At 31.2% G+C, this 12,799-nt stretch carries 10 protein-coding genes; all 10 read left to right on the top strand.

Features of this window, described 5'->3' with window-relative positions; translation table 11 throughout:
• Positions 1-169 precede the first annotated feature (169 nt).
• Entirely contained in the window at positions 170-745 is a 576-nt protein-coding gene (locus tag L1S49_RS17050; protein WP_238906617.1) for an SHOCT domain-containing protein, read from the top strand.
• Between the two features lie 566 nt (positions 746-1,311).
• Positions 1,312-1,854, top strand: a complete 543-nt coding sequence (raiA, locus tag L1S49_RS17045) for a ribosome-associated translation inhibitor RaiA (protein ID WP_238906616.1) — start codon at positions 1,312-1,314, stop codon at positions 1,852-1,854.
• A gap of 125 nt (positions 1,855-1,979) precedes the next feature.
• Positions 1,980-2,828: a DegV family protein gene (locus L1S49_RS17040; RefSeq protein ID WP_238906615.1), complete on the top strand. Its 849-nt coding sequence runs from the start codon at positions 1,980-1,982 to the stop codon at positions 2,826-2,828.
• A gap of 156 nt (positions 2,829-2,984) precedes the next feature.
• A complete protein-coding gene (gene secA, locus L1S49_RS17035) occupies positions 2,985-5,501 on the top strand; it encodes a preprotein translocase subunit SecA (RefSeq protein WP_238906614.1) in 2,517 nt (838 codons plus the stop codon).
• An 82-nt stretch (positions 5,502-5,583) separates the two neighbouring features.
• Positions 5,584-6,691 (top strand): peptide chain release factor 2 gene (gene prfB / locus L1S49_RS17030; protein WP_238906613.1). Its coding sequence is split into 2 segments (ribosomal slippage): positions 5,584-5,655 and positions 5,657-6,691, totalling 1,107 coding nucleotides; the frame shifts between segments, so codons are not numbered across the junction.
• A gap of 98 nt (positions 6,692-6,789) precedes the next feature.
• Positions 6,790-7,476: a FadR/GntR family transcriptional regulator gene (locus tag L1S49_RS17025; protein WP_238906612.1), complete on the top strand. Its 687-nt coding sequence runs from the start codon at positions 6,790-6,792 to the stop codon at positions 7,474-7,476.
• Between the two features lie 245 nt (positions 7,477-7,721).
• Positions 7,722-9,245: an L-lactate permease gene (locus L1S49_RS17020; protein ID WP_238906611.1), complete on the top strand. Its 1,524-nt coding sequence runs from the start codon at positions 7,722-7,724 to the stop codon at positions 9,243-9,245.
• Between the two features lie 53 nt (positions 9,246-9,298).
• On the top strand, positions 9,299-10,087 hold the full coding sequence (locus L1S49_RS17015) for an electron transfer flavoprotein subunit beta/FixA family protein (RefSeq protein WP_238906610.1): 789 nt from the start codon (positions 9,299-9,301) through the stop codon (positions 10,085-10,087).
• 13 nt (positions 10,088-10,100) lie between these two features.
• Entirely contained in the window at positions 10,101-11,294 is a 1,194-nt protein-coding gene (locus L1S49_RS17010; protein WP_238906609.1) for an electron transfer flavoprotein subunit alpha/FixB family protein, read from the top strand.
• Between the two features lie 4 nt (positions 11,295-11,298).
• Positions 11,299-12,696 carry an FAD-binding oxidoreductase gene (locus L1S49_RS17005; protein ID WP_073022612.1) on the top strand — a complete coding sequence of 466 codons (1,398 nt, stop codon included), beginning with the start codon at positions 11,299-11,301 and terminating at the stop codon, positions 12,694-12,696.
• Positions 12,697-12,799: the final 103 nt, after the last annotated feature.

Here is a 12,799-nt window from a genome sequence, read left to right as displayed (position 1 = left end):
TAGGTTAAGATTAAAGTTAATATAAAGATAGCCATAGAGCATAAAATAAATTTAATAGAAAAATCAATTCTTATGTAACTTTTCTTTTTAGAAAATCTCAACATACTCTATACAAAAACTTACTATATTATGGTATATTTTTCTTATACATATTTTATGGGAGAGAGTTATGAGAAAAGATATTGAGGATCTAATTAAAAGTTTAAAATTGCCTACTTTTGGGATGAAAAAAGACTATAAATGTGCAGAAGAATATTTGGAAGCTGATGAGAGAGTTTTGTTCATATATCCAGGTAATGCATCTATAAATAAGTCAGGGAATAAATTGGAATCTAATCCATTAGATATTAAGAATAAAATAGCTGGAATATTTGTAATTACGGCTAAAAGAGTTTTTCACGCAAATAATATTTTAGGAACACATTTTGAACAAATACCTATAAGCGAAGTATCTTCTTATAGAGTAAGTAAAATGCCTTTAGTAAGTGGAGTTATCCAGGTAATTTCTAATAACTATATAATAGAAGTAGATTTATCATCTAAAAAACAAATAGTTGAAGCAGCTAAAATTGCTATAGAAAAAGCATTAAAAAATAAGAATGTTATAAAATTAGAAAATCAATCTAATAACACTTCTATAGATATCCCTGAACAAATCAAAAAACTAGCAGATTTAAGGGATGTAGGAATACTATCAGAACAAGAGTTTACTCAGAAGAAAAAAGAGTTGCTTGAGAGAATGTAAATTTGAGTTTCTACATTAATAATGATGTTTAGAATATGAATTAATATGCATTGAATATATAAAGGTGAGATCTTTAAGTTAGAATCTCACCATATTTTATTTTAGCCACTAATTAGCCACTTAGTAAGAATATAATAAAACTAATTAACGTTAAGCTATATAGGGTTAATCCTTGAAAACACTCGCTTTATCTAAAGTTAGCAAAATCTATAAAATCATTTTAGACAAAAGGCGAGTGTGGGGTCAAAGACCAGGTCAGCTAGTCTCAATACAATGTATCATGCGGTATAACAGTCTTTTAGGACTGTTTTTTTGTTTTTTTAAATATAAAAATATTAAATATATATTTTGATAATAAATTATAATTAAAAAGCCAATGAAAACATATACATAAAGATGTAATATAGGGAATAACTAAGTATGAAGAAGATTGAAGAAGAAAAACTCTCTTAATATTCTGTAAATTCAGAAAAAACGAGTTGAAATTATGTAGAATAAGCTGTAAAATGTTTATAACAAACAGGTTCTTAACTAATTAATAGTTAAGGGTGGAAGGGGTTGACTTTATGAAAGTAACTGTAATAGCAAAAAATATTGAATTAACAAAGGCCTTGAAGGAAACAGTAGAAAAAAAGATATCAAAGCTTGGAAAATACTTTAACCCAGAAGTAGAGGCAAGGGCAACCTTAAGTGTACAAAAAAATAGACAAATAATAGAAGTTACTATTCCTTTTAATGGAGTTATATTAAGAGGAGAAGAAGCAACAGATGATTTATATAAATCTATAGATTTAGTAGAAGAAAAGTTAGAAAGACAAATAAGAAAACAAAGAACAAAGCTTTCTAGAAGAAATCATGGAGCTGATTCATTAAGATATGCATCATTTAGTGAAGTAGCAGCAGAAAATGATGATAATGAAGAAGAGTTTAATGTAGTTAAAACTAAAAGATTTAGTGTTAAACCAATGTCAACTGAAGAAGCAATTCTACAAATGGAACTTTTAGGGCATAACTTCTTTGTATTCCAAGATTCTGAATCAAACGATATGAATGTTGTATATAAGAGAAAAGACGGACAATATGGTCTGATTGAACCAGAAATGTATTAAAAAGAGCTGAAAAGCTCTTTTTTTATGTCTAAAAATATTTTATTTTTCTTAAAAAAACTATATAGCTATTGATAAGGTTATCAATAATGATATAATTGTAGCATAAACATTTTAGGAGGAAACCAATGGAGAAAATTGCATTAATAACAGATACAACTAGTGATTTGCCTCAAGATATTATAGAAAAGTACAATATAAAAATTCTACCGTTTAGAATTATATATAAGGATCGTGAGTATAAAGATAAATATGAAATTACTCCGAAAGAAGTTTATGATAACTTTGAAAAAGAAATTCCAACATCCTCATTACCATTAGCTCAAGATATGGAAGACCTATATGATGAGTTAGAGAAGGAAGGATATACCCATGCGATAGCTATAACATTATCAAGTGGATTATCTGGAATTAGTAATGCTTTAAGACTTGTAAGTGAAAACCATGATAATATTGAATCTTTTGTGTATGATTCTAAGACTATATCTTGGGGAGAAGGAATACTTGTAAAAAAATGTGCAGAACTTATAGAACAAGGAAAAGACTTCAACTATATAAAAAATATATTGCCTGAATTAAGGAAAAAGGTTAAATTATTTTTTGTAGTTGGAACATTAGAATATTTAAGAAAGGGTGGAAGAATCGGTAGAATATCCGGAACCATAGGAGATTTATTGAATTTAAAGCCAATTGTAGCCGTGGATGATGAGGGAAGATACTTCACTCATAGTAAGGTAAGAGGTAGAAAACAATCCTTAAATAAAATGGTTAATATAGTTAAAGAGATTGTTAACGACAAAGAGCATGATATAATTGTATTAAATGGTTGCTCAGATGAGGATTGCCAATATATGATAGATCAATTTGAAAAAATAGATAATGTAAGCTCTGTTAATTATGGTGGAGATATCAGCCCTGTATCAGGAGTTCATAGTGGACCAGGACTCGTAGGGGTTGTTTTAGTAGAAAAAGAATAGAAAATAAGACCTTCTTATATTAGGAGGTTTTATTTTTTTACCAAAAACCTCTAAAAATACTATACTTAAAGGTTTTTGGTTGATTATTATAATAAATAAGTGATATAATTTATAAAGTGTATCGGTAAATAAAATATAGATTGCGAGGATCGATTAATGGGATTACTAAATAAGTTATTTGGAAATTATAGTGAGAGAGAAGTAAAAAGGATAAGACCTATTGTAGATAAGATAGATTCATTGGGAGCGGCTATGGAAGCTTTAAGTGATGATGAACTTAGAGGAAAAACAGATGAGTTTAAGGAAAGAGTACAAAATGGGGAATCTTTAGATCATATACTTCCAGAAGCCTTTGCTGTTGTTAGAGAAGCTGCTTCTAGAACACTTGGAATGAAACATTATAGAGAACAATTAATTGGTGGTATAGTTTTACATCAAGGTAGAATTTCAGAAATGAAAACTGGAGAAGGTAAAACTCTTGTTGCTACACTTCCTGCTTATCTAAATGCTTTATCAGGAAATGGAGTTCATATTGTAACAGTAAATGACTACCTAGCAAAAAGAGATAGAGATTGGATGGGAAAAGTTTACGAATTTTTAGGATTAACTACTGGTGTAATAGTTCATGGATTAAACAATGATCAAAGAAGAACTGCTTATGCAGCTGACATAACTTATGGAACAAATAATGAATATGGATTTGATTACCTAAGAGATAACATGGTAATTTATAAAGAAGAAAGAGTTCAAAGAAAGTTAAACTTTGCCATAGTGGATGAAGTTGACTCAATTTTAATAGATGAGGCTAGAACTCCGCTTATAATTTCTGGAGCAGGGGAAAAGTCTACAGAGTTTTATAAAATAGCAGATTATTTTGTAAAAAGATTAAATAAAGAAGAGCATTTTACAATAGATGAAAAAGCTAATGCAGCAATGCTTACAGAAGCAGGTGTTGAAATGGCTGAAGGTGCTTTCAAAGTTGATAACTATGCAGATGCAGGTAATATTGAACTTCAACATTACATAACTCAAGCTCTTAAAGCTAATTATGTAATGAAAAGAGATAAAGATTACATGGTTAAAGATGGCGAAGTTATAATAGTTGATGAATTTACAGGAAGACTTATGGAAGGAAGAAGATATTCAGATGGTCTTCACCAAGCTATAGAAGCAAAAGAAGGCGTTAAAGTTGAGAGGGAATCAAAAACTTTAGCAACTATTACCTTCCAAAATTACTTTAGAATGTATGACAAATTATCAGGTATGACAGGTACAGCTTTAACAGAAGAATTGGAATTCAGAGAAATATATAACTTAGACGTTATTGTAATACCTACACATATGCCTATAGCAAGACAAGATTTACCAGATGTAGTATATAAAACAGAAAAAGGTAAGTTCTTAGCTGTAGTAGAAGAAATAACAGAAACTTACCAAACAGGTCAACCTGTTCTAGTAGGTACAGTAAGTATAGAAAAGTCAGAAGTTTTATCTGAACTTTTAAAGAGAAAAGGAATTCCTCATAGAGTATTAAATGCGAAATACCATGAGCAAGAAGCTGAAATAGTTTCTCATGCAGGTGAAAGAGGTACAGTAACAATAGCTACTAATATGGCTGGTAGAGGTACTGATATTAAACTTGGAGAAGGTGTTACAGACGTAGGTGGATTAAAGATAATAGGTACTGAAAGACATGAGTCTAGAAGAATAGATAATCAGCTTAGAGGACGTGCAGGAAGACAAGGAGATCCAGGGTCATCAAGATTCTATATTTCATTAGAAGATGACTTAATGAGAATATTTGGTGCAGAAAAAATAACACCAATGATAGAGAAGTTTGGATTTACTGATGATGAAGCTATTGAGAGTAAAATGGTTTCAAAATCTATTGAAAATGCACAAAAGAAAGTTGAAGGAAATAACTTTGATATAAGAAAAACTTTACTTGGCTATGATGATGTTATGAATATGCAAAGAGAAGTTATCTACAAACAAAGATCAGAAGTTTTAGAAGGTGAAAATCTTAAGGATCAAGTTCAAGATATGTTAAAAGAACTTATAGATGGATCTGTAGATGCTCACTTAGAAAATGCAACTGATAATATTGATGAAGAAATCAAGAAATTGCTTGCTTATTTAGAAGAAATATTCTTGCCACATGGAAGCTTTGAGGTAAATGAGTTAGCTAAACTTTCAAATGATGAAATAAAAGAAGCTATACTTAAAAAAGCTAAAGAAATATATGAGGGCAAAGAACTAGAATTTGGTGAAGAGCAAATCAGAGAAATTGAAAGAGTAGTTCTTCTAAGAGTAGTTGATACTAAGTGGATGGATCATATAGATAGTATGGATCACCTAAAACAAGGTATAGGACTTAGAGCATATAAACAACAAAACCCAACTCAAGCATATCAATTTGAGGGTTCTGCAATGTTTGAAGAAATGATAGAAAACATAAAGGTAGAAACTATAAAGTTATTATTCCATGTTAGAGTTGAAAAGAAACCAGAAAGAGAAAGAGTAATCAAAGAAACTGGAGCATCTCATGGAGAACAGCCAGAAGATCTTAAACAAGAACCAGTAAAAAAAGATAAAAAAGTAGGAAGAAACGATCCTTGCCCATGTGGATCAGGTAAAAAATATAAAAACTGTCATGGAAGAACTTCTATATAATATAAAGCAACATCTAGGAAAAATTCAGCGTGTCTGAATTTTTTCCTTTATCAAAAAAAATGAAGAAAGTGGTGATTTTTTTATGATATTAGAGTTAGAAAATTCTATAAGCAGACTAAAACTAATAAAAGAAAATTTAAAAGAAATGGGGGCTTCACTTTGACCTAGGTGGGTTAAAGAAAAAGCTTGAAGAACTAGAATTTAAAATGCAAGAAACATCTTTTTGGGAGGACATTAATAAGGCAGGGGAAATAACTCAAGAAGCTAAGAGAATAAAGGATAAACTAGATTATTTCAGTTCTTTAAATACTAGAGTTGAAGATGTTGAGATATTATTTGAACTGTTAGAAGAGGATGATGAAGAAACTCCTAAAGAGATAATAGGGGAAGTTAAAGGGATATTTAAGGAAATAGAAAATCTCAAGATTCAAATACTTCTTTCAGGAGAGTATGATAGAAATAATGCTATATTAACTCTTCATACAGGTGTTGGTGGAACGGATGCAAATGATTGGACAGAAATGCTCCTTAGAATGTATACACGTTATTGTGATAAGATGGGATATAAACTTCAAACACTAGAGTACTTAGAAGGTGATGAAGCAGGAATAAAAAGTGTAACTCTAAGAGTTGAGGGAGAATATGCTTACGGATACTTAAAAGCAGAAAAAGGAATCCATAGACTAGTTAGAATATCACCATTTAATGCTAATGGCAAAAGGCAAACTTCATTTTCTTCAGTAGAAATATTACCAGAACTTACAAAAGAGCAAGACATAGAAATAAATCCAGTAGATTTAAAGATTGATACTTACAGAGCTAGTGGTGCAGGTGGACAGCATGTTAATACAACAGACTCGGCAGTAAGAATAACACATATTCCTACAGGTGTAGTGGTACAATGTCAAAATGAACGAAGCCAGATACAAAATAGAGAAACTGCAATGAGTATGCTTAAAGCTAAGTTGGTTGAACTTAAAGAAAGAGCTCATAAAGATAAGATAGAAGACTTAACAGGTGAGCTTAAGGATATGGGATGGGGAAGCCAAATAAGATCCTATGTATTTCATCCTTATTCTATGGTTAAGGATCATAGAACAAACTATGAAACCTCAAATGTAAATGGTGTAATGGATGGAGATATTCAGGAATTCATAAACACATTTTTGGCACAATTAAGCGAAAATTAAATTAATAAATACTTAAAAGGTGTTGAAGGATTTTTAATCTTTTCCAGCACCTTTTAGTATATAATAGATTATATAAAGTATGAAATGAGGGAAAAAGTATGGAAGTAAAAAATACAAAAGCATATAAAATAGTTATTGATTATATAAAAGATAAAGTATTCAGAAAAGAATTAAAAACAGGAGACAAACTTCCAACGGAAAGAGAACTTGCAGAGAATTTAAAAGTATCAAGAACATCTGTAAGAGAAGCTATAAGAGCATTAGAGGTTATAGGACTTATAGAAAGCAAGCAAGGGGCTGGAAACTATATAAAAAATGATTTTGAAAAGTCTTTATTTGAGCCATTATCAGTTATGTTTATGCTTCAGGAAAGCAGCCCTAAGGATATATTTAATTTAAGAGAAATTTTAGAAATGGAATGTTGTAAGCTTGCTGTAAAAAATGTAAAAGACTATGAATTAGATAAATTAGGTGCAATTATAAGTGAGATGAAAGAAACTGATGATGAAGAAAGGAATAGTGTATTAGATAAAGAATTACATAGCTTAGTAGCAACTATAAGTGGAAATAAATTAATAATAAATGTGTTGAATGTTATATCCGTATTGATAGAAGCATCTATAAAAGAATATAGAAGTCAGATAATTAATCTGTTTAAAAGCAATGATGAACTTATGGAAATACATGAAGGTATATATTTAGCACTTAGAAATAGAAGTGAAGAAGAGATAGTTGATGTTATGAATAAACATTATGAACTCATAAAAAAAGCAGTTAAGATGTAATTATAGGAAAAATAGTTATAATTTTAACAATAAATTTTAAGTATATTTAAAAATAAACTATATTTTTTGCAACTATTGATAGCATATCCTAAAAAAACAAGCCTATTTAATAAAAATATTAAATAGGCTTGTTTTTTTTTAGATTTAGCTTTCATTCCGTTAAGAAAATGTTTACAATGTAAATAGAGATATTGGTAATACCAATTTTAATATTGGTGATACCAATATCGAAAGGGGGAGAAAAAATGAATAGTTATTTGTTATTTGTGTTGGCGCTTTTGCCGATAATTTGGCTAATGGTATCATTAGGTGTATTGAAAATACCAGGATACAAAGCAATCCCTGTAGCTTTAGTTATAACAATATTTTTAGCAGTTTTAGTTTGGAAAGTTTCAGTACCACATGCATTAGGAGCAACACTAGAAGGTTTTGCGATGGGATTATGGCCCATAATGATAGTAATCATTGCAGCTGTATTTACCTACAATTTAACCCTTCATACAGGCGGAATGGAAACAATTAAAAAAATGATGACAGGTATTACAACAGATAAGAGAATTTTAGTTTTAATACTTGCTTGGGGGTTTGGAGGATTCTTAGAGGCAATAGCTGGATTTGGAACAGCAGTTGCTATACCAGCAAGTATAATGGTTGCCTTAGGCTTTGAACCAATATTTGCTGCAGTAATATGCCTTATGGCAAATACTACGCCCACAGCATTTGGAGCTATTGGACTACCTGTATCAACATTAGCAAATGTTACAGGAATAGATGTAGCACCTCTATCATACACAGTTTCATTGCAATTATTTGTACTTATTGTGGTTGTGCCTATAGCACTTGTTATGATAACAGGAAAAAGTGTTAAGGCAATAAAAGGAGTATTAGGAATTTCATTAATATCAGGATTATCATTTGCATTACCACAAATATTCATAGCTAAATACTTAGGAGCTGAATTGCCAGCTATTTTAGGATCAGTTGTTTCTATGGGAGTAACAATTCTTTGGGCAAAAATGTTCCATAAAGATAAAGCAAAAGAAGATGCAGAAAAAGTTACTTTAAAAGAAGGAATTATGGCGTGGTTACCATTTATATTAGTGTTTACATTTATATTAGTAACTTCACCTTTAATCCCAGCAATAAATGGACCATTATCATCAATAAAAACATCTGTACATTTGTATACAGGTGAAGGTGGAAAAGCATATACTTTCCAATGGCTTTCAGCACCAGGAACTTTAATTATTATAGCTACTTATATAGCTGGATTTATTCAAGGATTATCATTTGGAGGAATTACAAAAGTTTTAGGACAAACCATAAAACAAATGAGCAAATCATTTATAACTATATTAGCCATCGTAGCACTAGCTAAGGTAATGCAGTATAGCGGAATGATTAAATCTATAGCTGTAGTTTTAGTTGCAGTTACAGGTCCATTCTATCCAATAATATCTCCAATAATAGGTGCATTAGGAACTTTTGTAACAGGTTCTGATACATCTGCAAACGTTTTATTTGGAGGGCTTCAGGTAGAAGCAGCAAATGGATTAGGTTTAAGTCCTTATTGGCTTGCAGCAGCTAATACAGTAGGAGCAACAGCAGGAAAGATGATATCGCCACAAAGCATAGCAGTAGCAACAGCAGCTACTGGATTAAGTGGTAAAGAAGGAACTATATTAAATACAACATTAAAGTTTTGTTTAGTTTATGTAATAATACTAGGAATAATAGTTTTCTTTGGAAGAGGGCTATTAGGAGTTTGATGAATCTAGGGTAAAACCTATTATAAATATATTAGTAAATGGAGGAGTTATAAATGAATATAGTTGTTTGTATTAAACAAGTGCCAGGAACATCAAAGGTTGAAGTTGATCCTGTTACTGGAGTTTTAAAAAGAGATGGAATAGACACAAAGATGAATCCTTATGACTTATATGCCTTAGAAACAGCCGTAAGACTTAAGGAAAAGTTAGGTGGTACAATAAAAGTTATTACTATGGGACCTCCTCAAGCCAAAGACGTAATAATGGAAGCTTATTCTATGGGAGCAGATGAGGGGACAATAATATCAGATAGAAAATTTGCTGGAGCTGATGTTTTAGCAACCTCTTATACAATTTCTCAAGGAGTAAGAAAATTAGGTGACTTTGACTTAATCCTTTGTGGTAAACAAACTACAGACGGAGATACAGCTCAAGTTGGACCTGAAATGGCAGAGTACTTAAATATACCTCATATATCTAACGTAAGAAATATAAAAGAAACTAAAGACAATGCTTTAGTTGTAGAAATGGATATGCCAAACACAATTGAAGTTGCAGAAATAAAATTCCCTTGTTTAATAACAGTAGAAAAGGATATAAATCAGCCAAGATTACCTTCCTTTAAAAAGAAAATGGCAACAAAAAATAGAGAAATCAGAATGATATCTTTAAATGAATTCGAAGATAAAGATGAAATGAAATATGGACTTAATGGATCACCAACTCAAGTTGAAAGAATTTTTCCACCTGAAGTAAATAGTCATAGAGAAATGTGGAAAGAAGATAGTGAGAAAATAGTAGAAAAGATGTCACATACTCTTAAGGAATTAAGATTTATATAGGAGGGGAAATATTATGGCAAAGTTAGTAGTTCATAACGAAAAAATTGATAATAAAAGTGAAGCGATAAAATTATGTCCTTTTGGAGCAATGGATATAGTTAATAATAATATAGAGATAAACGCAAGCTGCAAAATGTGTAGACTTTGTGTAAGAAAAGGACCAGAAGGCGCATTTGAATATGTAGAAGGAGAAAAGAAACCTTCAGTAGATAAGAGTTTATGGAAGGGCGTAGGAGTATATGTTGACCATGTAGAGGGAGATATACATCCTGTAACATTTGAACTTATAGGTAAAGCAAGAGAGCTTGCAGCTAAGGTTAATCAAGAAGTTTATTGCGTATTTGTAGGACATGATATAGAGGATAAAGCTGAAGAATTACTTCATTATGGAGTAGACAAAGTTTATGTATATGATAGTGAAAAGTTAAAAGAATTCAGAATTGAACCTTATGCAGCTGCTTTTGAAGATTTTATAAATAAAGTAAAACCAACGGCTATATTAGTAGGTGCAACTACAGTAGGTAGAAGTTTAGCTCCTAGAATTGCAGCTAGATTTAGAACAGGATTAACAGCAGATTGTACAGTGCTAGATATAAAAGAAAATACTGATTTAGTTCAAATAAGACCAGCCTTTGGTGGAAATATTATGGCTCAAATTATTACACCTAATTCTAGACCACAGCTTGCAACTGTTAGATATAAGGTTATGTTAGCGCCTGAGAGAAGTGAAGATGTAAATGGACAAATCATAAGATGTACTATAGAAGATGAAAAATTAGCTTCAAACATAGATGTATTAGAGGTATTTAAAAAGGAAGCTGAAACTGGAATATCTGATGCTGAGGTTCTAGTAGTAGCTGGTAGAGGAGTTAAAACAGAAAAAGATTTAGCTATGGTAGAAGAACTAGCAAAACTATTAGGAGGAGAAGTTGCTGTTACAAGACCTCTTATAGAGTCAGGATGGGCAGATGCTAAGAGACAAGTAGGCTTAAGTGGAAGAACAGTTAGACCAAAACTAATCATAACCTTAGGAGTTTCTGGAGCAGTTCAGTTTACAGCAGGAATGAATAAATCAGATGTTATATTCTCAATAAATAAGGATGAAAAAGCTCCAATATTCCAAGTTGCTCACTATGGAATAGTAGGAGATATGTATGAAATAATACCACAATTAATTGAGAATATAAAGTTATCAAAGGAGGCTTAATATCATGGAATATAAAAATATCGAATTAAATGATTATGAAGCAATAAAAGCATTGATTAATGACGATGAAAGAGTTTTATATAAAGAAGCAATAGGAGAAGACTATTCTCATGATGAGCTTGGAGCAGTTAAAAAAATGCCTGATTTGGTAGTTCAAGCTGCATGTACTGAAGATGTATCAAAGGTTATGAAATACGCTTACGATAATAATATTGTAGTTACTCCTAGAGGTTCGGGGACTGGACTAGTTGGAGCTGCCGTTCCAATATACGGTGGAATAGTAATTGATTTATCAAGAATGAACAAAATTCTTGAAATAGATGAAGAAAACCTAACATTAACATTAGAACCAGGTGTACTTCTTATGGAGATAGGTAAATATGTTGAGGAATTTGACTTATTTTACCCACCAGATCCAGGTGAAAAAACAGCTACAATAGGGGGTAATATAAGCACAAATGCAGGTGGTATGAGAGCTGTTAAATACGGTGTTACAAGAGACTTTGTTAGGGGTTTAGAAGTTGTTCTTCCTAATGGAGAAGTAACAAATCTTGGAGGAAAAGTAGTTAAAAATAGTTCTGGTTATGCCCTTAAAGATCTAATTATAGGAGCAGAAGGCACACTAGGAATAGTAACAAAAGCTATACTTAAGTTATTACCATTGCCTAAGAAAGCTATATCACTACTTATTCCATTCCCAGATTTAGATAGAGCAATTGAAACTGTACCTAAGATAATAAAATCAAAAACTATACCAACAGCTATAGAATTCATGCAAAGAGCTGCAATAGTAGCAGCAGAAGAGTTTTTAGGAAAGAAATTCCCTGATTCACAATCAGATGCATATATTTTATTAACCTTCGATGGAAATTCCAAAGAAGAAATAGAAGCAAGTTATGAAAAAGTAGCTAATATTTGTTTAGAAAATGGAGCTTTAGATGTACTTATATCAGATACAGAAGAAAGACAAGAATCTATTTGGTCAGCTAGAGGAGCTTTCCTTGAAGCAATAAAAGCATCAACAACTGAAATGGATGAAGTTGACGTTGTAGTTCCAAGAAATAAGGTTGCAGAATTTATTAAATATACACATCAATTAGAAGAAAAACATGAAATAAGAATAAGAAGTTTTGGGCATGCTGGAGATGGTAACTTACACATTTACATCTTAAAAGATGCCTTAGACGAAGAAACTTGGAATAAAAAACTTCTTGAAGTAATGGAAGACATGTATGCAAAAGGAAGAGAATTAAAAGGACAAGTCTCAGGAGAACATGGTATAGGTTTAGCTAAGAGACCATATCTTAAAAAAGCTGTACCAGAAGAAAACTTAATTATAATGAAAGGCATAAAGAAAGCCTTTGACCCAAGCAATATTCTAAACCCTGGTAAGGTTATATAGTGATAGAAATGTAAGAGAAGGACATTGTGATGGCTATGTTAATAGTTACTCATGATGTCCTTTTCTTGTATTACTGTAAATAGTATGTTAATTAGCGATTTTT

The sequence above is a fragment of the Clostridium sp. YIM B02506 genome, from assembly GCF_022324845.1.
In the GTDB taxonomy this organism is placed as follows: Bacteria; Bacillota; Clostridia; order Clostridiales; family Clostridiaceae; genus Clostridium_T; species Clostridium_T intestinale.
The sequence above is the reverse complement of the archived record's forward strand: the minus strand, read 5'-3'. Positions and strand labels throughout refer to the sequence as shown.